Genomic DNA, 26,631 nt, shown 5'->3' with positions numbered 1-26,631 from the left:
GTTTGAGATCAATCAATAGTAATACGGCGTCTTGGTCGCCCATTCGCTTTTGCCGTAGCGCTTGTGCAGCACGGAGAACGCATTGCGCGACAGTGTTTTGGCGTCGCCGTCCAGGCAGCCGCCGCGCGTGGATTGCACGGTGACGTACAGCAGCCATGGCAGATCCGGATCGGTCGGTGTGGCTTTCACGCGAGCCAGCACGGCCTCTCCGATGTAGCCGGTGGCGGTTTTCAGTGCGCCCAGTTGCGCCAGTTCCTTGTCGCGCGTGGCGATGTCGCCCAACTGCGGCGTCGGCAGAGAGAATTCGGCATCGACGTTTTCGTTGTAGCTGTCGCCCGTCTTGGCCGGCAGCTTGCACCACATGTCGGCCAGAGTGTCATCGGCGGCGCGCAGTTGCGGTGGCTGGGCATAGCTCTGGAATACCGGCGACATGCCGTATTTCAGGGCGTTCACGAGCAATGTGTAATGCCGCTCCGGAGCGGCTGGCTGATTGCGATATGCCTGTACCGCCGGCGCCAGTTCGGGTGCGCTTTGTTCTGCCAGTTTGGCTGCAGTCAGCGCCGCATCCTGGCGGCCGAGCAGGTCGAAGCGCAGCCACGCCGCAACGGCGATGCGTGCGCGCCAGGTCGCCGGCAGCGATGGCTCGGCGGCGACTGTCTGGATATCCGCCGCCGACAGGCCGCTGTTCAGCCAACGCTGACCATCGGCCGCGATGTCGATCTGCGCTTCTTCCTTTTTAACTTGTTCACCGGTATCCGGATCCAGATTGCGACTATGTGCGCGCATCAGGTATTTGGCCGCGTCGGCCGGCGAGGTTGCGAGCGCAAAGCGCTCTTGCAGGAACAGGTTGCGCGCGCTGGTGGAGCTAGCTGCGGCCAGCGCGGGGCTGGCCAGCACCGCATCCGCAATCGCTCGTGCCTTGTCGGCGGCACCGGTGAGGCGGTAGTGGCGCGCCAGCGCGTGGCGCATGGTCAGGTATTCGGGTGCCGACGCCGCCACTTGCGATGCGGCCTGCTCCTGTTCCGCCGTCAGACGGTCCGACATCAGCACCGATGCCAGTAGCCACGCGCGCGCCTGCGGCTTGTTGTCTTCCTTGACGTAGCGGCGCCAGATCTCCAGCGCATGCTGGCGCTCGACGGCGCAATCGCGTTGCGCTTCAAATTCGCGGCACTGCCCGATCGTCTGGATCCAGTCGACAAAACCGGCTTGCGCGCGCACGGCGTCGCGCTTGTCGGCTTGATTGCGACCGGGCGCTTCCAACTCGCTCCTGGCCAGCACGCGCCAGTCGCCCAGGTGATCGTCCAGATACGGATTGGCGCGCGGATCGTCCAGCAGCTTGCCCAGCTCCGCGAAGCGCAGCGCAGGCGTCAAACGCACCTGCATGGAGCGGCCGATGGCGCGGCTGGCTTCGTGCAGTGATGCCAGCTCCGGCTTGGCGAGAATGTGCGCGATGCTGGCCTGGATCGCCGCCAGTTTTTTCTGCTGAACGGCCTGACGCGCGGCCGCTTCCTGCGGACCTTCCTGGCGCATGGCCTGCATTTGCTTCCAGCGCTCGTCTTCCGGCACATAGTCGGCCGCGCGAGCTTGCGCGCGCAACGCCAGATATTCGCCCCACTGACGGAGTGGATGCTTGTCGGTGGCGCCGATCGCGCCAAACAGCGCGGCCGCGCGCTCATAGTCGTTGTTATAGAAAGCGAAGGAGGCCAGGTGATACTGCTGCATCTGACGCCAGTACAGCGCCTCGCTGGCCGGCAGTTCGGGCGGCGCCGCGATCACCGGTTTCTCGCTGCTGTACGGTGGACGGGTCGAAGTCGGGTCGTCGCCGCACACCTTGAACACCTGCCGTTGCGACGCCACCCACGCCGCCAGCCGTGCCGGTGTGGCGTCGTCGCGCTTGGCCAGGCCGTTCAGCGTGTCGGTCGCAAACGCATAACTGGCCAGCGGACATTGGACGTAGCCATAACCCAGGCCATTGCCATCCTTGGCCTTCAGCGGCGCCTGATGCAGCGCGTTGGCGATGGCATCCTCCCAGACACGATAGGCGTTGGCGCTTTGTGTGCTGCCGGTCCAGCCGCCATCGCGCGCACCGAGTGCGCGCAGCAGGCCGCCATCCGGATTGGGCGCTTTCTTCACACCTTCCGCGCCGAGCATTACGCTGCGCCACGCGGTGTACAGATACAGTCGATCGTAGCTGTTCACCACCACGCCCAGCTCACCGGACTGATAGCGGCTCAGTGCAATATCGGGCGCATCGCGGTTGACGTAGGGGTCCCATGTCGTACCGCCGCCGCTGGCGTAAGCACCGGCGCAAGCCACAACGGCGGCAGCGGCGAACAGGTGGCGTAAGGCAGATATCATGGCGAATTCCTTGAAAGTGGCGGCAGGTCGGCATCACCGCGCTTCCACGCGTGGCGATCGAACCAGTAGGTCTTTGTGTAACGCGTTACGACATTGCGTGCAAACGGTTCCTGCGGCGAGAAGCCGGCAGCGCCGGCGCGGCAGCTTGGGTGCAGGGTGTCGGGGGATAGGTCGAGCAGGGCGTGCATGGCGGTGCTATCTCGCCCCATGCGGAAGAACATCGGCACCACTTCATCGGCGGCCAGATCGTCCAGCCAAGCCGGCGAACGGCACCACCAGGCTAAGGCGGTGACACTGAGTTTGATATGAGATGGTAGCGCGGCGCGCAGCTCCTTCACCAGCGCGCGGTAGAAAGCCCGCTGCGACGGCCGCGCTTCCATATCCAGCTGCACCCAACCGGTGCTGCTGACGGCGGCGGCATCCATCATCGCATGCAGAATCAGCGGACGCGCGCGTTCAATCTGTACGGGTGGATTAACAATGCTGACTTCCACATGCAGCACCGGCGTCACCAATGCGCCGGGCGGCAGCGCCGGCCAGCGCATGCGCGGCCGCATCTGAATCTGGTCGCCGGACAGCAGGATATGACGCTGCAGCACCGCGACCTCGCGCAGCGACCATGCCGGCGCTTGCGCTTCGTCCCACAGCCATGCGATTTGCTGCGCCTTGGCGGCGCCAGGAAAGAGCAGGGCGATGAACAAAAAAATGAAGGGCATCGGACAATGGGGCGGAAGAATCAGGCCGCCCCATTGTACCGATTTTTACTTGGCTTCGAGCGCCGCGATGGCGGCCGCCACGCCAGCACCGTAGGCCGGATCGGCCTGGGTGCAGTTGTGGATGTGACGTTCCTGCACCGGCTTCGACACGCCATGAATCGCGCGCGCCGTGTTCTCGAACAGCAGCTGCTTCTTCTCGTCGGTCAGCAGGCGGAACAGATTGCCCGGCTGCGAGTAGTAGTCGGTGTCGACGCGGTGATCCCAGTGGCCGGCCGCGCCTTCCAGCGGCAGCGGCGGTTCGGCAAACTGCGACTGCTGCTGCCATTCGCCACGGCTGTTCGGCTCATATGGCGTGTGGCCGCCGCCGTTCGGCGTCACGCGCATGGCGCCGTCGCGATGGTAGCTGTGGAACGGGCACTTGGGCGCGTTGACCGGAATCTGGTGATGGTTCACACCCAGACGATAGCGCGCCGCGTCGCCGTATGAGAACAGGCGCGATTGCAGCATCTTGTCCGGCGAGAAGCTAACACCCGGCACCACGTTGGCCGGCGAGAAGGCCGATTGCTCCACTTCCGCGAAGTAGTTTTCCGGATTGCGGTTCAGTTCCAGAACGCCGACGTCGATCAGCGGGTAATCGCCATGTGGCCATATCTTGGTCAGATCGAACGGATGGTAAGGCACTTTGGCGGCATCGGCTTCCGGCATGATCTGCACCGCCAGTTTCCAGCGCGGGTATTCATTGCGTTCGATGGCGTCGAACAGGTCGCGCTGCGAGCTTTCGCGGTCGGCGCCGACCAGAGCCGCCGCTTCGGCATCGCTCAGATTCTCGATGCCTTGCTGCGACACGAAGTGGAACTTGACCCAGAAGCGCTCATTGGCGGCGTTGATGAACGAGAAGGTGTGGCTGCCGAAACCGTGCATATGGCGGTAGCCCTTCGGAATACCGCGATCGCTCATGACGATGGTGATCTGGTGCAGCGCTTCCGGCAGCAGGGTCCAGAAGTCCCAGTTATTTTCGGCGCTACGCAGATTGGTCTTCGGATCGCGCTTGACCACGTGGTTCAGGTCCGGGAACTTGAGCGGATCGCGGAAGAAGAACACCGGCGTGTTATTGCCGACGATGTCCCAGTTGCCTTGCTCGGTGTAGAACTTGACGGCGAAGCCGCGGATATCGCGTTCCGCATCGGCCGCACCGCGTTCGCCAGCCACGGTGGAGAAACGCAGGAACACGTCGGTCTTTTTGCCGATCTCGGAGAACAGCGCGGCGCGCGTATATTGGCTGATGTCGTGGGTGACGGTGAAGGTGCCGTAAGCGCCGGAACCCTTGGCGTGCATGCGGCGTTCCGGGATCACTTCGCGCGCGAAGTGGGCCAGCTTTTCGAGGTGCCACACATCCTGCAGCAGGACCGGGCCGCGCGGGCCGGCGGTCTGGGTATTCTGGTTGTCGACGACCGGCGCGCCGGCAGCAGTAGTGAGATTCTTCATGAAACTTCCTTCGCCTGAATGGGTTGAATGGAAACTTCCAGCTTAACGACTACAGCAGGTTCGCGCCGCTCTCTTTAGGGAGAGGACGCCTGGGGCAAACGCAGTAATTGCGCCTGCGCCAGATTCGCATACAGCGGTGGACTCAGTACATGGGACACGGTGCGCGCCACCACGGCGCAAGCCATCAGGCTCAATACCATCGCATGCCCATCCACCATTTCCATCACGATGATAAATGAGGTAAGCGGCGCCTGGGTGGCGGCCGCCAAAAAGCCGACCATGCCCAGCGCGATCAGTGCGCTGGCGTGTGGATAGTGCAGCAGCAGCGCGATGTCATTACCCAGCGCCGCGCCGATCGACAGCGAGGGGGCGAAGATCCCGGCCGGCACGCCGGACCATGCGGTGAACCAGGTGGCGATAAACTTCAGGAAGAAAAACAGGCCCGGTTCATGCTCGCCGCCGGTCAGCATGGCGCGGGTGTGATCCGAGCTGCTGCCAAACACCGCGCCGCCCGAATAGACGCCGATCACGGCTACCGCCAGGCCGCAGCCTGCCGCAAACCAAACCGGCCGCCGCGCACGCAGGCGGCTGAACCAGTCGCGCGGCGGACCGCTCAGCGAGGCGATCAGCAGGCGCGAAAACAGTCCACCACACAGGCCACTCAGCAAGGCCACCATCAGGCCGGGCACGATCAGCGTGGTGTCGATGACGCTGGCCGGGATCAGGCCAAAGTAAGTGGCGTTGCCGTTGATGGAAACCGCCATCAGGCCGGCCAGCACGATCGCGCCCATCAGCAGGCCGCTGCTGCGTTGTTCTGGTGTGCGTGACAATTCCTCGATGGCGAACATCACGCCGCCCAGCGGTGTATTGAACGCGGCCGCGATGCCGGCCGCGCCGCCCGCCACCAGCAAGCCGTGGGCGCTGACGCCGCTGCGCTCGGGCAGCCAGCGGCGTGCGCTCAGCATCACGCCGGCTGCCACTTGCACCGACGGCCCTTCGCGGCCCAGCGACAGGCCGGCCAGCAAGCCCCAGGTGGTCAGCAACACTTTGGCGATGCTGAGTTTGAGCGAGACGAACAAGCCTTGCGTGTCCGGCACGGTGACCGGCTCCAGCGCCGCCATCACCTGCGGAATGCCGGAGCCGCCGGCGCCGGCGGCAAAGCGGCGCGTCAGCCAGACGATGGCGGCGGCGCAGGCCGGCGTCCACAGCAGCGGCGCCCACCACCAGCGTTGATAAATGCCGAAAAATTGGGCAAAGGCGAATTCGGAAACGCTGCTGAAGCCGACCACCGCCAACCCGGCCAACGCCGCGAAGGCCATCACCACGCCGCGCGCCCGCCAGATCTTCCAATCGCTGAACTCTTGGCGGAAGGCGTGGCGGATATCGTGGCGGGTCTTCATGGTGGTATCGGTGGCTGGAAATGAAAAACGCCCGGCTTGGGGCCGGGCGTTCTATCTTACATCAGTCTAGCAGTGATAAATTACTTGCTTGGGTAGACGATGTCGTCACGACGGTCGTGCGCGCGGGCTGCGTCGTCGGTGCCGGTGGTTTTTTCTTTACCGTACGATACGGCTTCCAGCTGGCCTTCTTTCACGCCTTGTACTTTCAGGGCGGTGATCAGGGCTTGAGCACGTTTCTGACCCAGGGCCAGGTTGTACTCGGTGGTGCCACGGTCATCGGTGTTGCCTTCGACTTTAACCGCTACGTTCGGGTTAGCAGCCAGGAATTTGCCGTGATCGGCGACCAGCGCGTCGAAGTCCGACTTGACGGTGTACTTGTCGAAGTCGAAGTAAACGCTACGGTTTTTGTAGATCGAGCTGTTTGGATCCAGGTAGGCTGGCAGCGGTGCTGGTGCTGGAGCTGGTGCCGGAGCAGCAACTGGCGCTGGAGCAGGTGCCGGCGCCGGGGCTGGTGCTGGTGGAACTGGGGTTGGAGCAGGTGCTGGGGTCGAGCAGGCGCTCAGCAGAGCTACGGTGCAGGCTGCCAGCAGACTTTGGGTTTTAGCTTTCATGGAAAAACTCCCGAATTGGTTTTGTTTGAGGGACTAAAGATACACGCTAGGTGTGTGGCTGTTCTGCAGCCGCGACCAATATTATATAAGGGTTTCCCTTGGAAATAATTGGTCGAATGCATTATTTTTTCAACCAAGCTGAAAAAGGACTTAAATCCCTGTCGTTTTCCACGTACCAAGCCCGTCTGGCGATGTCAAACTTGGCGCCCAGCGCCTTGACCTGGTCCTTGTCGTGGAAGCTGGCGTTCAAATAGTGACGGCTGGTCGCGGCCGGGACGACGTGCTGGTTGCGCGTCATCGCGGCCTCGGCGGCTGCTGAAGATTTGGGCAAACGCATCTGGTTGATGAAGCTGCTGCGCTGCGCCGTCTCGGCTGGCGACACCAGCGTCAGGCGAGCGCGGGTGCGGGTGGCGGCCACGTAGAACAGGTTTTCTTCCTCGCCGCGTGGCTGGCTGGTGTTAGGGAATTCGCCATCTTGCAGGAAGGGCAAGATGACATGTTCGAATTCCTTGCCCTTGGCATTGGCCGCGCATTCGATCAGCACCGACTTGCGGTCGCGCTTGCGGCGCACGAAGGCTTCGCGCGCGTTGACCGCGTTCCAGAACTCGCGCAGGCTGTGGCCGGAAGCGGCGGCCGCCGCCAGCAGGCTGGCCACCGATTTGTTGATGACGCCGGCGTCGTAAGGCCGCACAAAGATGCGGCGCGCGGTGGCCACCAGTTGTACCCGTTCGCACAATTCGGTCAGCACGGCGGCGGCCGGCGTGGCCGGATCGACTTGCGACAGCCACGCCAGCGCCGCGATCACCGCGCGCTTGGTGCCTTCGCTGGCGACATCGCGGTAGCCGGGGAGCACGCCGTCGCGGCGCTCGTCTTCGATCAGGAATAGTTCACCCAGCAGGTCCGGGCTTTTCAGGATCTGCTGCTTGAAGTTGTCCATGCTGTGCGCGGAGAACTTCATTTCGCTGAAGGCCACCAGCGCGTCAACGATGGCGGTGCGCACCTGCTCGGATTTGATTGCGCCGAAGTCCTTGAGCGCAATCGCCAGCAGGCCGCGCAGGAACAGGATTTCGTCGCGCTGCAGGTAGCCGGCCATCGGCGGCGTGCGGTAATCGATGTCGGCCTCGATCAGCGCGTTTTCGATGTCCATCGACTGATGGCGGTCGCGGATCAGGATGGCGCAGCCGTCGTAGTCATGGCCGTCGGCCTTCCACTCGCGTACCGCAGCTACCACGCGCTGCGCGCATTCGGCCGCGCTGGCGTAGTGCGCGTGGCGGATCTCTGTGCGCTGCGGCAGCGCCGATTCCACCGTCTTTTGCTTGAACTCCGCCATGGCATAGGCCAGATGCGGGCCGTGGCGCCAGGTTTGCGTCAGCGGATAACGGGTCAGGCGCGGGAAGCGTTCGCTGAAGCGGCGCCGCAGGTATTCGTCGCTGGCACCCAGTTTGGCGTGGATCACCTGGTCTTTGTCGCCGGCGCCGACGAAGAAGCTTTGCGGGCGGTCGATCAGTGCTTCGAGAATACGGAACGAGGCTTCGTTCAAGTCGTGCAGCTCGTCGCACAGCACCAGCCGGTAATCAGGGAATTGCTCGGCCAGACGCGCGCCGTCGTGCAGATTGCAGGCCAGGTCGTAGGTGGCGTCGAACGGGCCGCGAAACACCGCGCCGGCGCCGCCGTCCAGGCGCAGCGTTTCGTATTCGATGGTGGTCAGATAGTCGGTCAACGGTATGCCCAGCAGTTCGGCGGCTTCATCAAGGCCCAGGAATTCAACGTCGGCGTCCAGCGCCATGGTGGCTTTCAAGGTCTGCTGAACTTCGAGGAACTGCGCCAGCGCCACGCTGTGCGTATGCAGTTCCAGTCCTTCGATGCTGCCGGCGTAGCGTTCGCCGGTGCGGTCCACCGCCTGCAGCGCAAAATCCTTCAGCGCGCGCGTCTCGCCGCACTGGCGGACTTGGTCGCCATCGGCCAGGTCCATCATCCAGGCTGCGAAGTCCTCAAAGCTGAGCACCGGCACCCGCGCCGCCACGGCCGGCGGCACGCCGACTTCCAGCAAGCGACGGCGCAGCACTTCGCGCGCCTCCGGCGTGAAGGTCAGCGCCAGGATCTGCTCCGGCGCCAGCTTGCGCGCCAGCGCCTCGCCGATGCGCAGTGCCAGCGTGGTGGTTTTGGCGGCGCCGGCGTTGGCGTCCACCAGCACCACCTTGTTTTGCGCCAGTTGAATGGCGGTCTGTTCGGCGGTGGGGATCAGTCCTTGCGGCGTGAAGCGGGGCGTATTTTGCGGAGTGGGTTGGTTCATCCGCTACATTATAGCGACCGGCCGCGGCAAGCCGGTAGCGACACGCGGCGGCGTGGCGCCGGCCGGCGTCAGTCGCGCGGTGGCGCCGTCGATGAATTCGACGCTGAAGACGCGCTTTTCGGTGCCGGGGTCATGGCTGTCGATGCGCTCGCACAGCAGGTCGGCGGCGGCCGCCGCCATGCGTGGCACCGGCTGGCGCAGCGTGGTCAGATTGTAGCTGGCCCAGTTGGACGGCTCGACCGCGTCGAAACCGGCCACCGACAGCTGGCCCGGCACGTCCAGTCCCAGTTCGTGGCGGGCGCAGTCCAGGCAGCCGATCGCCATCACGTCGCTGCCGCAGATGACCGCGTCCGGCACCGTGCCCAGTTGCGCGATGACGGCTTTCAGGCCGGCCGCGCCGCTGCGGTAATCGTACTGGCCCGGCACCACCACCGGCGGTGGCAGGCCCAGTTCCGCCAGCCGTTCGCAGGCGCCGCGCTGGCGCTCGGTGGCGACGCTGGAATCGCGGCCGCCGCCAATGATGCCGAACTGGCGATGGCCGGCGGCCGCCAGCCGCGAGGCCAGCAGGCGCCCGGCTTCCAGATGGTCGCAGGTGACGGTGTTGACGATTTGGTCGCGCATGGTGCGGTTGAACAGCACCAGCGGCATGCCGCGCCGCTCAAATTCGGCAATGTGCACCGGCGACAGCTGGGCGGCGGCGATCACGCCATCCACCTGGTACTGCCAGACGTCGGCCAGCACGTGGTCGACCTGGGATTCTCGCTGCAATGTAAACAGCAGCACCCGCTTGCCGCGCGCATTGATTTGCTGGCTGACTTCGGCCAGCAACTCGGGGTAGTATAGATTGGCTTGATTGGTGATGATCAGCGCCACCATATTGGAGCGGCGGGTAATCAGGCTGCGGGCGGCGGCGTTGGGGATATAGTCCAGCAATGCGGCGACCTTCATCACCAGCTCATAAGTCGTCTTGGACACGCTGGCGCCCGGCTTGAAGCAGCGTGACACCGCCGATTGCGAGACGCCAGCCAGCGTCGCCACATCATACGAGGTCACGCGGCGATGTTCACTGGCGATCAAGGCTTTCAGCGCAGCGGCGCGATGCTCTACTGTCGACATGGTTGGGCTCTTCGTCTCATCTGGCGCAGCGCTAAGCTTGCATAATTTTCATGTTGTCCCAGCATAATAAAAATCTTACCCAATGGCAATAAATATCGCCTTTCTGAAAAGAAATAGTGCTGTCTGTGTGGCTATGATGCAATTTTTGGAGTCCCGGGGCTTTTTCTGATAACATATCGCCCCTTTAGCGAACGGAAGGGGCAAGATGACCATTGCTTGCGGCGTCGATTTCGGCACGTCCAATTCCACCGTGGGGTGGGTACGTCCCGGCCAGCCGGTGATGCTGGAACTGGAAGAGGGCAAGACTACCTTGCCGTCGGTGGTCTTCTTCAATGCGGATGACGACCAGGTGAGTTACGGCCGCGCCGCGCTGGCCGAATACCTGGCCGGTTACGAAGGGCGCTTGATGCGCTCGATGAAGAGTCTGCTGGGCACCAGCCTGATTGACGGCCAGACCGAGGTCGGTGGCCGGGCGCTGCCGTTTCGCATGCTGCTGGCCCAGTTCATCGGTGAACTGAAGCGCCGCGCCGAGCGTGCCGGCGGCCGTCAGTTCACTTCCGCCGTGTTCGGCCGTCCGGTGCATTTCATCGACGATAACAAGGATAGCGACCAGCTGGCCGAAGATACGCTGGCCGAGATTGCCCGTTCGGTTGGCTTCAAGGATATCGCCTTCCAGTTCGAGCCGATTGCGGCGGCATTTGACTACGAGTCGCAAATCGACCGCGAAGAGCTGGTGCTGATCGCCGACATCGGCGGCGGTACCTCCGACTTTTCGCTGGTGCGGCTGTCGCCCGAGCGTGCCAAAAAGGCCGAGCGCCGCGACGATATCCTGGCCAACGGCGGCGTCCACATCGGCGGTACCGATTTCGATAAGTACCTGAGCCTGTCGTCCGTGATGCCGCTGCTGGGGTATGGCAGCCGTCTGCGCAATAACAGCGAGATTCCGTCCAGCTATTACTTCAACCTGGCCACCTGGCATACCATCAACCAGGTCTACACCAAGAAGATGTGGAGCCAGCTGTCCGACCTGCTGCGCGATTCGGCCGAGCAGGAAAAGCTGGGCCGCCTGCAGCGCCTGATCGATGAGCGCGCCGGTCACTGGCTGGCGATGAAGGCGGAAGAGGGCAAGATCGCCCTGTCCAGCGACGCTGTGGTGCAGCTGGAACTGGATCGTCTGGCGCCGCCGGTGACGCTGGAACTGCGGCGCGATCAATTCGATGGCGCCATCGACCATCTGGTCGGCTCGGTGGAAGGCACGGTGTTGAGTTTGCTGCGTGACGCCGGCGTCAAGGCCGAAGACGTCGACACGGTATTCTTCACCGGCGGCTCCAGCGGCGTGCTCAAGCTGCGCGAGCGCATCGGCGCGCTGGTACCGTCGGCGCGCAAGGTCGAGGGCGATCTGTTTGGCAGCATCGGCGCCGGCCTGGCGCTGGATGCGGTACGCAAGTTCGGTTAAGGACGGAGCATGCTCGACCAACCCATCATCATGCTGGACTTTGAAACCACCGGGCTGTCGCCAGTGCAGGGCGACCGCATCACCGAAGTGGCGGCGCTGCGTATTGTGGGCGGCGAAGTGGTCGGGCGCTATGTGTCGCTGGTGAATTGCGGCGTGCGCATTCCGGCCTTCATCACCGGCCTGACCGGCATCACCCAGCAGATGGTTGACAACGCGCCGCCAGTGGATGAAGTGGTGCCGCAGTTGCTCGACTTCATCGGCGCAGATACGCTGTCGGCCCACAACGCCAGTTTCGACGAGAAATTCCTGCTGGCTGAAGCGGCGCGGCTGCAACTGGCGCCGCGTCATGCCTCGCTGGTGTGCTCGCTGAAACTGTCGCGCCGCGTGTTTCCCGAACTGGGCAGCTACAAGCTGGGCAATCTGTCCAGTGCGCTCGGCATCCGCTTCCGTGGCACCGCCCACCGCGCCGAGGCCGATGCCGAGGTGGCGGCGCAGGTGTTGATCCATATCGGCCAGCATTTGCGCTCGGCCTATGGCATCCGCCAGGTCGATTCCGATCTGCTGGTATCAGTCAACAAGTTGGCGGCCGCCAAAGTACCGCAATTCCTGCAAAAGCGCGGCCAACCCGTTTGACCGCCGTCAAATCCCCGCTGGGGGCGCGTTTTACACTTTAATCAACAATGTTGCCATGTTGGTCAGAGGTGTATCGTGAAAAAACAATGCACGGCCAAAGACGGTTATGACAGTTATCTGTGGTTTCTCGAAGCCGCCGAGGGCGGCAACGCCTATGCCCAATTCAATCTCGGCCGCATGTTCAAGTCCGGCGACGGCGTGGCGCGCGACGAGGCGCGCGCCTTCGAATGGATGATCAAGGCCGCCTGCCAGGGGCTGGCCTACGCGCAGAACCACCTGGGCGCCATGTACTACTACGGTCGTGGCGTCGACCTCAACGATTATCACGCCGCCTACTGGTTCCGCGCCGCCGCGCGCCAGGGCGACGCCTCGGCCCAGCAAAATCTCGGCCAAATGTACAAGAAGGGACGCGGACTGGTGCAAAGCGACGAGCTGGCGCTGGGCTGGTTCGCGCGCGCCGCCGAGCAGGGGCTGGCCAGCGCGCAGACGCTGCTGGGCGAAGCCTATCTGCACGGCTGTGGCCTGGCGCGCAATTATCCGATGGCGCTAGCGTGGTTCCGCAAGGCCGCGCTGCAGAATGACGCCAGCGCGCAGTTGCAGCTGGGGCTGATGTACAAGCACGCGCGCGGTGTGGCGCGCAGCGAATCGCAGGCGGTGGCCTGGTTCAAGCAGGCGGCGGCGCAGGATCATCCGGTGGCACAGCGCCTGATCGGCGTCGCCTATGCCGAGGGACTGGGCGTGCGGGCCGAGCCGCGCCGCGCCTTCGCCTGGCTGCTGCGCGCCGCCGAACAGGACGATGCCGACGCCCAGTTCAACCTGGGCGTGATGCTGGCCACCGGCAAGGGTGTCGATCAGGACGAGGAACAGGCTTACACCTGGTATCGGCGCGCCGCCGAGGGCGGCCATGCGCTGGCCCAGTACAATCTGGGCGGTCTGTACGCACGCGGCCGGGGCGTGGCGCGTGACGAGCGGCGTGCGCTGGAGTGGTACCGCAAGGCAGCCGAGCAGGGCACGGCGCACGCTCAGTTCAATGTCGCGGTGATGTACGCCAACGGCCACGGCGTGGAGCGCGACGACGTGCTGGCCGCCGCCTGGTACCGCAGCGCCGCCGAGCAGGGCGACGCCAGTGCCCAGAACAATCTCGGCGCCATGTACGCCAACGGCGTCGGCGTCGAGCACGACGATGTGCAGGCGGTGGACTGGTATGGCAAGGCGGCCGAACAGGATCACGCGCTGGCCCAGTTCAATCTGGGCGGCATGTACGGCAGCGGCCGTGGCGTGCGGCGCGATCCGGCGCTGTCGTTCATGTGGCTGACCTTGGCCGCGCAGGCCGGGGACATGGCTGCGCTCAGCAATCGCCGCCGCATGGCGCTGGCGATGACACCGCAAGCCGTGGCCGACGCGCAGGCGCTGGCGCGGCGCTGGCGCGATGCCCATCCGCGCCAGCCGCAGCAAGGCAACCAGGTCCTGGACTAAAGCGAACCGGCGTGGCGGCGGTCGAGGAACAGGCTGTTGCCGTGGATTTTCTTGGCTTGCTTCTTGGATTCGGTGGCGGCGGCCGCGATCTGGTGGTGGGTGTAGTACTGGTGCGGTTCGACCCGGATCGCGCCGATCGACAGGCTCATCAGCGAATAAAACACCTTCTTGCCCTGGCGATCTTCGCTGATGTAGCCGCCGCGCTCGCGGTCGTCGGTGCTGTAGAAGTCTTGCACGTGGCGGCTGAATTGTTCCAGCACCGCCTCGCAGCGCCGCTCCCAATCCTCGCTCTGGAACAGCACCATGAAATCATCGCCGCCGATGTGGCCGATGAAGTCGCGGTCGGGATCGCAATACCCGCTGAGGATGTTGCCGGTCAGCTGGATCACGTCGTCGCCACGGCGGTAGCCGTAGACGTCGTTGAAGGGTTTGAAGTGGTCGAGGTCGAAATAGCAGGCGGCGAAGCGGCAGCCGCTTTCCAGCAGCCGGTCGATGTGCTCGTTGATCGGGACGTTGCCCGGCAGTTGGGTCAGCGGATTGGCATAGCGTGCGGCGTGGATCTGCATCTGCGTGATCTCGCGCATCAGGTCGTGGCCGGTGCCCATGCCCAGATAGCGGCCCTGGTCGGTGATGATGAAGCCGTTGAACAGATGATGGGCGTCGGCCTCGGCCATGCGGAAGCTCAGTTCCTGCAGGCTGGTGTTCTTGTCGGCGATCAGCGGCTTGTGGTCCATGAACTGGGTGCAGGACTTTTTGCCGTACAGCTCGCGCTCGTAGGGGCGGGCGAAGTGCTCGATCATTACCGCGCGCGTGATCAGGCCCAGCGGCTGCTCGCCATCCACCACCGGCAATATCATCAGCTTGGGCGCGCGCTGGAAGATTTCCACCACTTCGTTGTTGTTCATTGACGGCGGCACCGCCGTCACCTCGTGCAGCAGTTTTTGCACCGTGGCCTGCTTGTCGACCGCGCGTTGCGGATAGACCGCGACCCCGCCGCGCGCCAGCGCCTTGATCACCTCGGCCGGAGCGGTGCGCGCCGGCAGCGGATGCGGCCGGCCCAAATGGTAGCCCTGGCCGCAGGCCACCCCGACATCGCGCAACACCAGCAGCTCGGCCTGGGTTTCGATGCCTTCGGCAATCACCCGGGTATTGGATTTTTCCGCGATTTCCTGGATCGAGCGCACGAATTGCAGTTTCACCGGATCGTGGTTGATGCCCTGGATGAAGTGCATGTCGATCTTGACGTATTCCGGCCGCAGCTCGGACCACAAGCGCAGGCTGGAAAAGCCTTCGCCCAAGTCGTCGATAGCGATCTGAAAGCCCATTTTGCGGTAATGCAGTACCGCTTCGCGCATCAGGTCATAATCGTAGGTCGGCTGGTTTTCGGTCAGCTCGATGATGACGCGTTCCGGATTGATACCGATCTGCTGGATCACTTCCAGCGTTTCGCCATGGCGCGCGTCGCGCTGCAGCAGGCATTCCGGGCTGACGTTGAGGAACAGCTTGCCGGGCAGTTGTAACTCCGCAAAACGCTCCAGTACCACTTTGCGGCACAGGTGTTCCAGCTCCACCGTCAAGTCGTTGGCGCGCGCCGCCTTGAACAGATTCAGCGGAGCATGCAGTGGACTGTCGGACGGACCACGTATCAATCCCTCGTAGGCGATGATTTCGCCGCTCTGCATGTGTACAATCGGTTGAAACAGCGCGCTGAGCTGGCGCCGCGCCAGAATGTCGTACAAGTGGGCGCGCAACACCGCCTCCTCGTCATCTTCGCGAGGTTGCAGGTAAGTGACTGTGGCGCCGCCGCCGGCCTGGAATGTGGAATTCACGTTGAACCGTTTGCCGAATATCGCTTTAACTGTACGATCATATTGGTGATTTATGACGCCATGATGAATTGGGGAAACATTTTGTTCAGGACAGCGCTACAATAGGCTGGTTGCCAGAGAAAGCAGGATCGCTATGCATCGTTATACCGGTTGTCTCGTTGTCTGCTTGTTTGTTTCCGGCGCGGCCGCTGCCGCCACCGGCGTTGCAGTGCAAGTCCAGGATGTTAATGGCAAGGTGCTACCCGATACCGTGATCTACGTCGAGCCTGAAAGCGGCACGGCGGCCGGCAGGTCCGGCCCGGCCGCCCAGATCGAGCAAAAGGGACTGAAATTCGTGCCGCTGGTGACGGTGGTGCAGGTCGGCGCCACCATCAACTTCCCCAACAATGACAAAGTCCGGCACCATATCTATTCGTTCTCGCCGGCGCACAAATTCGATCAAAAACTGTATTCCGGCGAGGCAGCTGCGCCACAGGTATTCGATAAAGCCGGTACCGTGGTCCTGGGTTGCAATATTCATGACAAAATGATCGCCTACGTCAAAGTGGTCGACACGCCCTGGTTTGCCAAGACCGATGGTTCCGGCGCGGCCCGCATCGAACTGCCGGCCGGTGGCAAGTACGTAGTCAAGGCATGGCATTACAACGCCGCCGGCGGCGCCACGCCGGAACAGGTACTGACGGTGAAGAGCGGCGAGCTGGCCACCACGGTGTTCAAGCTGGCCCTGAAACCGCCGGTGGCCGGTGATTCTCCATCCTCTTAGTAAAGGACTGGACTGAGCATGCAGCTTCGTTTCCGCAGCCTCGAAAGCCGTATCGTCACGCTATTCCTGGTGCTGATTGTGGCTGTGCAGGTGACCGGCCTGATGGTGATCCAGCGTGGCATCGACGCCAATGCGCGGCAGGCGATCAGCGGCGAATTGAATAACGGCGCCAAGGTGTTCCGCCGGTTGCTGGAGCAGAATGCGCAGAACCTGCGTTTCGGCGCCCGCTTGCTGGCGCGCGACACCGCCTTCGTGGCCGCCATCGGCAACAACGACGAGGGTGACCGCGCCACCATCGAGTCGGCGCTGGAGAACAGCGGCCGCCGCATCAAGGCGTCGCTGTCGATGCTGATTAACGACGAACGCAAGATCACCGCCACCACCAATCCGGTGCAATCGGCCGGCCTGCAGAAAATGGCGCTCAGCATGCTGGATGCGGCCGAAGCGGCCGATGGCGCGATCGGCATCGCCATCGTCGACCATCGTCCGTTCCAGATCGTCGCCATGCCGGTCAAGGCGCCGATTACCATCGGCTGGATCGTCATGACCTTTCCGATCGATCGCCAGTTGGCCAACGACATGCGTCAGGTTAGCTCGCTGCATACCTCGGTGCTGACGCGCGATCAGCAGGGGCACTGGCTGTCGGCCGGTTCCACCTTTGTCGGCCCGTCGGCGCAGGTGGTGGTCGACCAGTTGCAGGCGCTGGGCAAGGAAACCCCGACCGGCCCGTTCGACCTGACGGTGGAAACCGCGCAGTACAGCGCGCGCGTGATGTCGATCGGTGAAGACAACGGCCAGACCGCCAGCGTACTGCTGGCGCGCTCGATCGATGAATCGACCGCCGACTACCGCCGTCTTGAGCGCTGGCTGGTGGCGCTGACGCTGGGCGGCATTTTCGTTTCGGCGCTGGCTATTGTGTTCACCGCCAAGCGCATCGCCCAGCCGATCAGCGCGCTGGCGGTGACCGCCAAACGGCTGGAGGATGGCGATTACAAGGTGCAGATCGACAGCCGGCGCGAGGACGAAATCGGCGCGCTGGCGCATGCCTTCGACTCGATGCGCGAGGGGATCGCCAAGCGCGAACAGGAAATCCGCCGCCTGGCATATTGGGACACGCTGACCAATCTGCCGAACCGCGCCCAGTTCGTGCTGCTGCTGAACGACGCGCTGCTGGAGGCGCAGCGCCGTGGTGAAGGACTGTACGTGTTGATGATGGACCTGGACCGCTTCAAACACGTCAACGACGTTATGGGCCACACCTTTGGCGACGCCTTGCTGCGCCAGGTGGCGGGGCGCTTGCAGCTGCTGCTGGCCAACCGGCGCCAATCGTCGGCGCAGGTGGCGCGGTTGGGCGGCGACGAATTCGCCGTGCTGCTGCCGGCCGCCGGGCTGGATGCGGCGCAGCTGATGGCGGCCGATATCCTGCAGGCGCTGGAAACCCCGTTGTCGCTGGAAGACCAGATGGTCGACATCGGCGCTGGCCTGGGCATCGCCGGCTACCCGGATCACTCGGACGATGGCGAAACCCTGCTGAGCATGGCCGAGGTGGCGATGTACGCCGCCAAGCAGCGCACCGAAGGCCCGGTGGTGTACGACGCGGCGATGGACAAGTCGAGCGCCAAGAGCCTGTCGCTGCTGACCGAACTGCGTCACGCCGCAGAGCGCGACGAGTTCCGGCTGTACGTGCAGCCGAAGATTTCGCTGGAGACCGGCAAGGTGGTGGGGATGGAATCGCTGGTGCGCTGGGTGCATCCGGAGCGCGGCAATGTGTTCCCCGACGAGTTCATTCCGTTCGCCGAGCAGACCGGCTTTATCCGCATCCTGACGCGCTGGGTGCTGGAGAAGTCGGCCGAGTTGTGCCGCGAACTGACCAGCCGTGGCCACCATCTCAAGGTGTCGGTCAATCTGTCCACGCGCGACTTGCTGGATCAGGACTTGCCGGCCAAGTTTGCCGACCTGCTGACCCGTTACAAGCTGACCTCCGGCTCGTTCTGCCTCGAGATCACCGAGAGCGCCATCATGGACGATCCGGTGCGCGCCCAGCACACGCTGGAGCGTCTGAGCGCGATGGGCCTGGATCTGTCGATCGACGATTTCGGCACTGGCTATTCGTCGCTGGCCTACCTCAAGCGCCTGCCGGTCAATGAGCTGAAGATCGACAAGTCCTTCGTGCTGAACATGGAAAACGATGTGGGCGACACCAAGATCGTCCGTTCCACCATCGACCTGGGGCACAACATGGGCCTGCGCGTGGTGGCCGAGGGCATCGAGAGCGAAGCGGTGTGGCGGCTGCTGGCGGATTTGGGCTGCGACCAGGGCCAGGGCTACTTCATGAGCCGTCCAATTCCGGCTGATCAGCTGTTTGGCTGGCTGGAGAAATGGCGTGCGCCGGTGGCGGTGGCGACGCCGGTGGTGGAGGTGGATGTCAGCTGCGCCAAATAAAAATCGCTTTGGTATTTCTGCTAACGTGTCCTATTTGTCATAGTTCACGTTATGATCTGTGTTCCTGATGAACCTTACCTCGATACGGATCACACATGCAACGTAAAGCATTACTGGCTTCGCTGATGTTTACCCAGGCCGCCGTCATGGCGCAAAATTGTCCCGCACCCGGCGCGCCGGTGAGCTACCCACTGACGCGCACCGTGGACCAGCAGGACGATTACCACGGCACCGTCATCGCCGATCCGTACCGTTGGCTGGAAGATGCCAACAGCGCCGAGACCAAGGACTGGGTAGAAGCGCAGAACAAGCTGACGCAAAATTATCTGTCACAGATTCCGAGCCGCGAGGCGATCAAGACCCGTCTGACCAAGCTGTGGAACTTCGAACGCTTCAGCGTGCCGTTCAAGGAAGGTGGCCGCTATTTCTACAGCCGTAACGACGGCCTGCAAAATCAGTCGGTGCTGTACACCATGAAGACGCTGGCCGAGGTGCCGCGCCTGCTGCTGGACCCGAACACGCTGGCCGCCGACGGCACCGTGGCGCTGGCCGGCCTGGCGGTGAGCCCGAACGGCAAATACCTGGCCTACAGTACCGCCGCTTCCGGCTCGGACTGGAACGAGATCAAGGTGCGCGACATCGATACCGGCAAGGATGTCGATGACCACATCAAGTGGGTCAAGTTCTCGCAAACCGCCTGGCTGCACGACGCGTCCGGCTTCTTCTACAGCCGCTACGACGAGCCGAAAGAGGCCACCAAGCTGGCCGACGTCAATTACTTCCAGAAGCTGTACTTCCACAAACTGGGCACGCCGCAAAGCGCGGACGTGCTGGTGTACGAACGTCCAGACCACAAGGACTGGGGCTTCAGCGCCGAAGTCACCGAAGATGGCCACTTCCTGGTGATCCACGCTTCTCAAGGCACCGAGAACAAGAACCGCGTGTTCTACAAGGACTTGAGCAAAAAGGACAGCAAGGTGATCGGCCTGTTGGAAGACTTCGACGCGGCCTACGACTTTATCGGCAACGACGGCCCGGTGTTCCTGTTCCGCACCGAGCGCAATGCGCCGCGCGGCCGCATCGTCAGCATCGATACCCGCAAGCCGGGTGTGCTGAGCTGGCACCAGATTGTCCCGGAAAGCAGCAATACCCTGGTGTCGGCCTCGCTGGTGAACAATCAACTGCTGGTCGATTACCTGAGCGACGCGCATAGCCTGGTCAAGGTCTACGACCTGAAAGGCAAGCCGCTGCACGATATCGAACTGCCTGGCCTGGGCACCGCCGGTGGCTTCAGCGGCAAGCGCTCGGACAGCGAGACCTTCTATTCGTACACCAGCTTCACCACGCCATCGACCATCTACCGTTACGACCTGAAGGCCAACAAGAGCAGCGTGTACCGTCAGCCCAAGGTGGACTTTGACCCGGCGGCGTTTGAAACCCGCCAGGAGTTCTACACTTCTCGCGACGGCACCAAGGTGCCGATGTTCATCGTCTCGAAAAAGGGGCTGAAGCTGGATGGCCGCAACCCGACCTACCTGTATGGCTACGGCGGCTTCAATATCTCGTTGACGCCGACCTTCTCGGTGGCCAATCTGGCCTGGCTGGAAATGGGCGGCGTGTACGTGATGGCCAATCTGCGCGGCGGCGGCGAATACGGAGAATCGTGGCACGCGGCCGGCACCAAGCTGCAAAAGCAGAACGTGTTCGATGACTTCATCGGCGCGGCTGAATGGCTGATCGCGCACAAGGTCACGTCGCCAGCCAAGCTGTCGATCGGCGGCGGCAGCAATGGTGGCCTGCTGGTTGGCGCCACCATGACCCAGCGTCCCGACCTGTTCGCGGCGGCGATCCCGCAGGTGGGCGTGCTGGATATGCTGCGCTTCCACAAATTCACCATCGGCTGGGCGTGGACCTCGGATTACGGTTCGTCCGACAATGCGGACGAGTTCAAGGCGCTGGTCAAATATTCGCCGCTGCACAACCTGAAGAAGGGCGTGTGCTACCCGGCCACCATGATTACCACCGCCGACCATGACGACCGCGTGGTGCCGGCGCACAGCTTCAAGTTTGCCGCCACCGCGCAGGCCGACCAGGCGCCGAATGGTGCGCCTATCCTGATCCGCATCGACAGCAAGGCCGGTCATGGCGCCGGCAAGCCGACCAACAAGCAGATCGAAGAAGTGGCGGACCGCTGGGGCTTCCTGACTCGCGCGCTGCATATGCCGGGCGGCGATCCCGCGACTGCGACTGCCGCGCACAGCGCGGCCACCACCACCGCAACGGTGGCTCAATAATGCGCGCCGCATCGAACGCAATGCCGCTGCTGCTGGCGGCGCTGATGGCTGGCGCCGTGCCGGTGGCGGTGCAAGCCGCCGCACCGGCCGGCGCCGCGCCAGCCGCGCCGACTATGCCGCAACTGGCCGACCTGACGCGCGGCTTGCAATCACAGCCCGGCTTCATCGACGTCTGGCGCGATATCGACAAGGGCAGGGTGCTGCTGTCGGTCAGCGCGCTGGAACAGCCGTTCATACTGGCGAGCTCCTTGCCGTACGCGCTGGGCTCCAACGACGTAGGCCTGGACCGCGCGCAGATGGGCGAAACGCGCATGGTCCATTTCGAAAAACACGGCGCCAAACTGCTCCTGGTGCAGGAGAACACCAACTATGTCGCCAATTCGCCGGACCGCGACGAGCGCGCCGCCGTGCGCGAATCGTTCTCCAACTCGGTGCTGTGGTCGGGCGAGATTCTGGCCAGCGACAATGGCCATCACCTGGTGGACTTCTCCAGCTTCCTGCTGACCGACCGCCACGGCATCGCGGCGCGGCTGGCCGATGCCAAGCAGGGCGGCTATGCGGTGGATGCCGCGCGCAGCGCGGTGCTGGCCGCTGAAGCCAAAGCCTTCCCCGACAACGTCGAACTCGAATCGTTGCTGACCTTCAGCGGTCCGGGGCAGGCTGAATACGTGCGCCAGGTGGGCGCCGATCCGGCTAGCCTGTCGATGCGGCAGCGTATCAGCATGGTGCGCCTGCCCAAACTAGAAACGGACAGCTGGCATCCGCGCCCCTATCATCCGTATTCCGGCGGCTTCGACGCCAATTACGTCGACTTCGCCACGCCACTGGCCAGCAGCATCGACGTGCACTGGCAGGTGCGCCACAAGCTGGAAAAGACCGATCCTACGGCCGCCGTCAGCAGCGTAAAGAAGCCTATCGTTTACTACGTCGACCGTGGCGCGCCGGAGCCGGTGCGCTCGGCGCTGATCGCCGGTGCCTCGTGGTGGGCCAGCGCGTTTGAAAAGGCCGGCTTCAAGGATGCGTACCGCGTCGAGCTGTTGCCGGAAGGCGTGGATGCGCAGGATATCCGCTACAACGTCATCACTTGGGTACACCGCGCCACGCGCGGCTGGTCCTACGGGAATGCGGTGGCCGATCCGCGCACTGGTCAAATCCTGCGCGGCGCCGTCACGCTGGGCTCTCAGCGCGTGCGCCAGGACATCCTGATCGCCGAAGCGCTGCTGGCCCCGTATGGCAAAGACGCCCCGGCCGACAAGCACAAGCTGGCCGAGGAAATGGCGCTGGCCCGCTTGCGTCAACTGGCCGCGCACGAAGTCGGTCATACGCTGGGCTTTGCCCACAACTTTGCCGCCAGCCGCATGGGCAATGGCTCGGTGATGGATTATCCGCATCCGATCCTCAAGCTGAACGCAAAGGGCGAGGTCGATCTGGCCGATGCCTATGGCGTTGGCGTCGGCCCGTGGGACGACTACATCGTCAAATACATCTACGGCGATTTCGGCAGCGGCGCGCAGGAGCAGGCGGCGCTGGCCAAGCTGCGCGCGGACGCCCGTGCCGCCGGCATGCTGTATTCCAGCGATCAGGATGCCCGCACGCCCGGCGCCAGCCATCCGGATGGCCTGCTGTGGGACTTCGGTCCGGACACACTTAAAACCTGGGATCAGCTGGGCGGCGTACGTCAGCGCGCGCTGCAAACCTTCTCTCCCGGCGTGCTGCCGGACGCGCGCCAGATCGGTGAACTGGAAGCGCGCCTGGTGCCGGTGTATCTGCTGCAGCGCTATCAGGCCGAAGCGGTGGCACGTCTGATCGGCGGTGGCGACTTCGATTACACCAGCGCCGGCGACGTGCGCGCCGGCGCCGGCAAGGCCGGCATCAACGTCACGCCGGCCGAGGTGCAGCGCCAGGCACTCAAACGCCTGACCGACAGCCTGCGCGCCGAGTACCTTGCGCTGCCCGCCAACGTGCTGGATGTGCTGACGCCGCCGGCCGCCGGCTACGAGCGCAATCGCGAATACTTCGCCACCCGCATGGATTCGGTATTCGACGCCTTCTCGATCGCCGAAGCGGGCGCCGGCCAGACCGTCGGCTTCCTGCTCGATCCGGGTCGTCTGAACCGCGTCGCCTGGCAGCATGCGCGCGACGTCCAGCAGCCGGGCGTGCGCGAAGTGCTGGCGCAGGTACTGGACCGGACCTGGAAGCGCGAGCCAGTACCGGCCTCGGTGATTGGCGGCGAGGCGGTGCAGTTGACCGCTAACTGGGTGGTGTCGGATGCGTTACTGAACCTGCTGGAAGGCGGCAAGCTGCATCCGCAGGTGGCGGCCGAGGTGCGTCAGTCGCTGCTGGACCTGACCCAGTGGACGCAGAAAAATCCCGGCAAGGATGTCACTGCTGCCAGCCGCAAGCAGCTGGCCGAGCTGGTGGCCGCCTATCTGAAAGATCCACGTAGCGTCAAACTGTGCGGTGCACCACCAGTGCCGCCCGGCGCACCGATTTGATTGGTGATCGCACCAAAATAATGCCTCGTTTTAGTGCGCACCCACGCGGTGCGCATTTTTGCACCATTTGAAAATCTATTGAAATCAGTCACTTAAAATTTGCACCAAAGTGGAACGAATATTGCTTTCAGCATGAAACGTTCTTAACTTTTGCATTGTTTTGGGGAGTGGGTTTTAAATGGATGCACACAAAGACGGCGCCAATGCCTTGTTTATATTGCTCGGCGCCATCATGATTTTGGCCATGCACGCCGGTTTCGCATTTCTGGAGCTTGGTACCGTACGCAAAAAGAATCAGGTCAACGCCCTGGTAAAAATTCTGGTCGACTTTGCCGTATCGACCATCGCCTATTTTTTCGTCGGCTACAGCATTGCTTACGGCATCAATTTCTTCTCCTCGGCCGATGTGCTGGCTGAAAAGAACGGCTACGAACTGGTGAAGTTCTTCTTCCTGCTGACCTTTGCCGCCGCCATTCCGGCGATTATCTCGGGCGGCATCGCCGAGCGCGCGCGTTTCCATCCACAGACCATCGCCACCGCCTTGCTGGTCGGCCTGGTTTATCCCTTCTTTGAGGGCATCAGCTGGAATAACCGTTTTGGCGTGCAGGACTGGCTGACCCACACTTTCGGCTTCGCCTTCCACGACTTCGCCGGCTCGGTGGTGGTGCACGCGGTCGGCGGCTGGATTGCGCTGCCGGCGGTGCTGTTGCTAGGCGCGCGTCGTGGTCGTTACATGAAAAACGGTGCCATCGCCGCCCATCCACCATCGTCGATTCCCTTCCTGGCGCTGGGCGCCTGGATTCTGACCGTGGGCTGGTTCGGCTTCAATGTAATGAGCGCGCAGTCGCTGGATAAAATGAATGGCCTGGTGGCCGTCAACTCGCTGATGGCGATGGTGGGTGGCACGCTGGTCGCGCTCTCGATGGGCAAGAATGACCCGGGCTTTGCTTACAACGGCCCGCTGGCCGGCCTGGTGGCGGTGTGCGCCGGCTCGGACCTGATGCATCCGCTGGGGGCGCTGGTCACCGGCGGCATCGCCGGCGCGGTATTCGTCTGGATGTTCACGCTGGCGCAAAATAAATGGAAGATCGACGACGTGCTGGGCGTGTGGCCGCTGCACGGCCTGTGCGGCGCCTGGGGCGGCATCGCGGCTGGTATATTTGGCATGAAGGCGCTGGGCGGGATGGGCGGCGTGTCGCTGCTGTCGCAACTGGCCGGTACCGCGCTGGGCGTGGTGATCGCGCTGGCGGGCGGCGCGGCTGTTTACGGCCTGCTGAAAGCCACGCTGGGCCTGCGCCTGGATCCAGAAGAGGAATTCCAGGGCGCCGACCTGTCGATCCACCGCATTACCTCGACTCCCGAGCGCGAGTCGAACTGGTAATCGGCTAGCGGTGTATCACCACCAGCAGCGCCTTCGCTTCGGTCTTGCCGACGTTGCGGATGATGTGCTGCTGGTCCCCCGGGTAGCGCGCGGTGCCGCCCAGTTTGACCTTCTTCTTGTCCCCATCCACTTCCACTTCCACCGAGCCGTGTAACAGCGTCAGGTGCTCCTGCGCGCCTGGATCGTGGCCTTGCGAATCCAGTATGCCGCCCGGCGCCAGCGTCAATTCATACCACTCATATTTACTGGCCAGTTCCAGCGGGCCGAGGATGCGCAGCACGTAGCCGGCGTGATGGCCGGGCAGGGTGGGCGTTTCGTGCGCGTCGATGACGCGGATGGTCTCGGTCGCCCGTTCGGCGGTGGCCAGCAGTTCACCGATCTGTACGCCCAATGCATTGGCCAGGCGCCACGTGATGGCGATGGTCGGATTGGCCTTTTCGCGTTCTATTTGCGACAACATTGATTTCGATACGCCGGCGATGCGCGACAGGTCTTCCAGCGTCAGGCCACGGGCGAGACGCAGGCGCTGCAGGGCGGCGCCGACTTCGGGAGGTGCGTTGTTCATTATATTGGTTGCGGAGTTCACTGGTTCTCTATAAAATTCAATATATCGAATTTGAATTCGAAATAACGAATTTCGCATAAGATGGCGAAATCGTATCACAGACAAGGACCATGATGAGCAATCAAAAACATACTTTCTATAGCGGTCTCCAGGAAAATCTGGATCAACTGCGCGAACAGGGCCTGTACAAGCCGGAGCGCGTGCTGGCTTCCCGCCAAGGTTCGGAAGTGATGGGCGATGATGGTCGAATGCTGATTAATATGTGCGCCAACAATTATCTCGGCCTGTCTGGCCAGGAATGGGTGGCGCAGGCGTCGATCGCCGCCACCGAAAAATACGGCTACGGCCTGTCGTCGGTACGCTTCATCTGCGGCACCCAGACCGTGCACAAGCAACTGGAGCAGGCGATCTCCAAATTCCTCGGCACCGAAGACACCATCCTGTACGCGGCTGCCTTCGATGCCAACGGCGGCGTGTTCGAGCCGCTGTTCGACGAGAACGACGCCATCATCTCCGATGCGCTGAACCACGCCTCGATCATCGATGGCATCCGTCTGTGCAAGGCGGCGCGCTTCCGCTACGCGCATAATGACATGGCCGATCTGGAAAAGCAGCTGCAGGCTGCCGCCGACAAGCGCCACAAGATCATCGTCACCGATGGCGTGTTCTCGATGGACGGCACCATCGCTCAGTTGGACAAGATTGTGGCGCTGGCCGAACAATACGGCGCGCTGGTGATGATCGACGAATGCCACGCCTCCGGCTTCATGGGCAAGACCGGTCGCGGCACGCACGAACATCACAATGTGATCGGCAAGATCGACATCATCACCGGCACGCTGGGCAAGGCGCTGGGCGGCGCCATGGGTGGCTTCACCTCGGGCCGCAAGGAAGTGATCGAGATGTTGCGCCAGAAATCGCGTCCTTATCTGTTCTCGAACACGCTGGCGCCATCGATTGCCGGAGCCTCGCTGGCGGTGCTGGAGCGCCTGTCCTCGTCGACCGAACTGCGCGACCGCCTGCACGAAAACACCGCTTACTTCCGCAAGGAGATCGAGCGTATCGGCTTCACCATCAAGCCGGGTACGCACCCTGTAGTTCCTGTCATGTTGTTCGATGCGCCGGTGGCGCAGAAGTTCGCGGCGCGAATGTATGAGCTGGGCGTTCTGCTCAGCGGCTTCTTCTACCCCGTGGTCCCGATGGGCCAGGCGCGGGTGCGGGTCCAACTGTCTGCCGCGCATACCCGCGAGCAGCTGGATATCGTGCTCAAAGCATTCGAACAGGCAGGCCATGAATTGGGCCTGCTGAAGAACTAACA

Annotated in this window: 18 protein-coding genes; 9 read left to right on the top strand and 9 right to left on the bottom strand. The window is 63.1% G+C overall.

From position 1 onward, the window contains the following. Nucleotides 1-12: 12 nt before the first annotated feature. From GJ699_RS18485 to GJ699_RS18455, 7 genes are all read right to left on the bottom strand, one after another. Nucleotides 13-2,358 (bottom strand): hypothetical protein, encoded by a 2,346-nt coding sequence (locus GJ699_RS18485; RefSeq protein ID WP_154378923.1) that lies wholly within the window; start codon nucleotides 2,356-2,358, stop codon nucleotides 13-15. Continuing rightward, nucleotides 2,355-3,074, bottom strand: a complete 720-nt coding sequence (locus GJ699_RS18480; RefSeq protein WP_154378921.1) for a hypothetical protein — start codon at nucleotides 3,072-3,074, stop codon at nucleotides 2,355-2,357. The genes GJ699_RS18485 and GJ699_RS18480 overlap by 4 nt, the downstream gene beginning before the upstream one ends. Nucleotides 3,075-3,119: 45 nt before the next feature. Next, the gene (locus GJ699_RS18475; protein ID WP_154378919.1) at nucleotides 3,120-4,559 is read right to left on the bottom strand and encodes a catalase; all 1,440 of its coding nucleotides are present in this window, start codon (nucleotides 4,557-4,559) and stop codon (nucleotides 3,120-3,122) included. Between the two features lie 74 nt (nucleotides 4,560-4,633). Continuing rightward, complete coding sequence (locus GJ699_RS18470; protein WP_154378916.1) at nucleotides 4,634-5,959, bottom strand: chloride channel protein; 1,326 nt, start codon at nucleotides 5,957-5,959, stop codon at nucleotides 4,634-4,636. A gap of 80 nt (nucleotides 5,960-6,039) precedes the next feature. Then, entirely contained in the window at nucleotides 6,040-6,570 is a 531-nt protein-coding gene (locus tag GJ699_RS18465) for an OmpA family protein (protein WP_154378914.1), read from the bottom strand. Nucleotides 6,571-6,691: 121 nt separating this feature from the next. Further along, nucleotides 6,692-8,863 (bottom strand): ATP-dependent helicase, encoded by a 2,172-nt coding sequence (locus GJ699_RS18460; RefSeq protein ID WP_154378912.1) that lies wholly within the window; start codon nucleotides 8,861-8,863, stop codon nucleotides 6,692-6,694. 3 nt (nucleotides 8,864-8,866) lie between these two features. Next, the gene (locus tag GJ699_RS18455; RefSeq protein ID WP_154378910.1) at nucleotides 8,867-9,979 is read right to left on the bottom strand and encodes a LacI family DNA-binding transcriptional regulator; all 1,113 of its coding nucleotides are present in this window, start codon (nucleotides 9,977-9,979) and stop codon (nucleotides 8,867-8,869) included. A gap of 205 nt (nucleotides 9,980-10,184) precedes the next feature. Between GJ699_RS18455 and GJ699_RS18450 the strand changes: the two genes are divergently transcribed. The 3 genes from GJ699_RS18450 to GJ699_RS18440 all read left to right on the top strand — a co-directional run bounded on the left by GJ699_RS18450 (nucleotide 10,185) and on the right by GJ699_RS18440 (nucleotide 13,544). Further along, nucleotides 10,185-11,435 (top strand): Hsp70 family protein, encoded by a 1,251-nt coding sequence (locus GJ699_RS18450; protein WP_154378908.1) that lies wholly within the window; start codon nucleotides 10,185-10,187, stop codon nucleotides 11,433-11,435. 9 nt (nucleotides 11,436-11,444) lie between these two features. Further along, entirely contained in the window at nucleotides 11,445-12,068 is a 624-nt protein-coding gene (locus GJ699_RS18445; protein WP_154378906.1) for a 3'-5' exonuclease, read from the top strand. 75 nt (nucleotides 12,069-12,143) lie between these two features. Further along, the gene (locus GJ699_RS18440; RefSeq protein ID WP_371867591.1) at nucleotides 12,144-13,544 is read left to right on the top strand and encodes an SEL1-like repeat protein; all 1,401 of its coding nucleotides are present in this window, start codon (nucleotides 12,144-12,146) and stop codon (nucleotides 13,542-13,544) included. Here the strand turns inward: GJ699_RS18440 and GJ699_RS18435 are convergent. Then, nucleotides 13,541-15,295: a GGDEF domain-containing protein gene (locus tag GJ699_RS18435; RefSeq protein WP_195763587.1), complete on the bottom strand. Its 1,755-nt coding sequence runs from the start codon at nucleotides 15,293-15,295 to the stop codon at nucleotides 13,541-13,543. The two genes, GJ699_RS18440 and GJ699_RS18435, sit on opposite strands and share 4 nt — an antisense overlap. A gap of 211 nt (nucleotides 15,296-15,506) precedes the next feature. Here GJ699_RS18435 and GJ699_RS18430 point away from each other — a divergent pair, with 211 nt between their 5' ends. The 5 genes from GJ699_RS18430 to GJ699_RS18410 all read left to right on the top strand — a co-directional run bounded on the left by GJ699_RS18430 (nucleotide 15,507) and on the right by GJ699_RS18410 (nucleotide 24,748). Beyond that, nucleotides 15,507-16,136, top strand: coding sequence for a methylamine utilization protein (locus GJ699_RS18430; protein WP_154378904.1), 630 nt, complete (start codon nucleotides 15,507-15,509; stop codon nucleotides 16,134-16,136). An 18-nt stretch (nucleotides 16,137-16,154) separates the two neighbouring features. Further along, entirely contained in the window at nucleotides 16,155-18,578 is a 2,424-nt protein-coding gene (locus tag GJ699_RS18425) for a putative bifunctional diguanylate cyclase/phosphodiesterase (protein WP_154378902.1), read from the top strand. 95 nt (nucleotides 18,579-18,673) lie between these two features. Next, nucleotides 18,674-20,872: a prolyl oligopeptidase family serine peptidase gene (locus GJ699_RS18420; RefSeq protein WP_154378900.1), complete on the top strand. Its 2,199-nt coding sequence runs from the start codon at nucleotides 18,674-18,676 to the stop codon at nucleotides 20,870-20,872. Further along, nucleotides 20,872-23,367, top strand: a complete 2,496-nt coding sequence (locus GJ699_RS18415) for a zinc-dependent metalloprotease (protein ID WP_154378898.1) — start codon at nucleotides 20,872-20,874, stop codon at nucleotides 23,365-23,367. Before GJ699_RS18420 ends, GJ699_RS18415 begins: the two co-directional genes overlap by 1 nt. Nucleotides 23,368-23,545: 178 nt before the next feature. Beyond that, the gene (locus tag GJ699_RS18410) at nucleotides 23,546-24,748 is read left to right on the top strand and encodes an ammonium transporter (protein WP_154378896.1); all 1,203 of its coding nucleotides are present in this window, start codon (nucleotides 23,546-23,548) and stop codon (nucleotides 24,746-24,748) included. A 4-nt stretch (nucleotides 24,749-24,752) separates the two neighbouring features. Here GJ699_RS18410 and GJ699_RS18405 read toward each other — a convergent pair whose 3' ends face one another. Beyond that, nucleotides 24,753-25,313, bottom strand: a complete 561-nt coding sequence (locus GJ699_RS18405) for a helix-turn-helix domain-containing protein (RefSeq protein WP_154378894.1) — start codon at nucleotides 25,311-25,313, stop codon at nucleotides 24,753-24,755. Between the two features lie 113 nt (nucleotides 25,314-25,426). Between GJ699_RS18405 and kbl the strand changes: the two genes are divergently transcribed. After that, a complete protein-coding gene (gene kbl / locus GJ699_RS18400; RefSeq protein WP_229262179.1) occupies nucleotides 25,427-26,629 on the top strand; it encodes a glycine C-acetyltransferase in 1,203 nt (400 codons plus the stop codon). Nucleotides 26,630-26,631 lie beyond the last annotated feature (2 nt).

It is taken from the genome of Duganella guangzhouensis (genome assembly GCF_009674535.1).
Classification (GTDB): Bacteria; Pseudomonadota; Gammaproteobacteria; order Burkholderiales; family Burkholderiaceae_D; genus Rugamonas; species Rugamonas guangzhouensis.
This window is presented reverse-complemented; position numbering and strand designations above follow the sequence as displayed.

Bases quoted from the DNA above. Each gene is read 5' to 3' on its own strand.
- GJ699_RS18455 (WP_154378910.1), bottom strand. From the start codon at position 9,979: ATGTCGACAGTAGAGCATCGCGCCGCTGCGCTGAAAGCCTTGATCGCC.
- GJ699_RS18450 (WP_154378908.1), top strand. From the start codon at position 10,185: ATGACCATTGCTTGCGGCGTCGATTTCGGCACGTCCAATTCCACCGTG.
- GJ699_RS18460 (WP_154378912.1), bottom strand. From the start codon at position 8,863: ATGAACCAACCCACTCCGCAAAATACGCCCCGCTTCACGCCGCAAGGA.
- GJ699_RS18485 (WP_154378923.1), bottom strand. From the start codon at position 2,358: ATGATATCTGCCTTACGCCACCTGTTCGCCGCTGCCGCCGTTGTGGCT.
- GJ699_RS18415 (WP_154378898.1), top strand. From the start codon at position 20,872: ATGCGCGCCGCATCGAACGCAATGCCGCTGCTGCTGGCGGCGCTGATG.
- GJ699_RS18470 (WP_154378916.1), bottom strand. From the start codon at position 5,959: ATGAAGACCCGCCACGATATCCGCCACGCCTTCCGCCAAGAGTTCAGC.
- GJ699_RS18465 (WP_154378914.1), bottom strand. From the start codon at position 6,570: ATGAAAGCTAAAACCCAAAGTCTGCTGGCAGCCTGCACCGTAGCTCTG.
- GJ699_RS18475 (WP_154378919.1), bottom strand. From the start codon at position 4,559: ATGAAGAATCTCACTACTGCTGCCGGCGCGCCGGTCGTCGACAACCAG.
- GJ699_RS18480 (WP_154378921.1), bottom strand. From the start codon at position 3,074: ATGCCCTTCATTTTTTTGTTCATCGCCCTGCTCTTTCCTGGCGCCGCC.
- GJ699_RS18420 (WP_154378900.1), top strand. From the start codon at position 18,674: ATGCAACGTAAAGCATTACTGGCTTCGCTGATGTTTACCCAGGCCGCC.
- GJ699_RS18430 (WP_154378904.1), top strand. From the start codon at position 15,507: ATGCATCGTTATACCGGTTGTCTCGTTGTCTGCTTGTTTGTTTCCGGC.
- GJ699_RS18425 (WP_154378902.1), top strand. From the start codon at position 16,155: ATGCAGCTTCGTTTCCGCAGCCTCGAAAGCCGTATCGTCACGCTATTC.
- GJ699_RS18410 (WP_154378896.1), top strand. From the start codon at position 23,546: ATGGATGCACACAAAGACGGCGCCAATGCCTTGTTTATATTGCTCGGC.
- kbl (WP_229262179.1), top strand. From the start codon at position 25,427: ATGAGCAATCAAAAACATACTTTCTATAGCGGTCTCCAGGAAAATCTG.
- GJ699_RS18405 (WP_154378894.1), bottom strand. From the start codon at position 25,313: ATGAACAACGCACCTCCCGAAGTCGGCGCCGCCCTGCAGCGCCTGCGT.
- GJ699_RS18445 (WP_154378906.1), top strand. From the start codon at position 11,445: ATGCTCGACCAACCCATCATCATGCTGGACTTTGAAACCACCGGGCTG.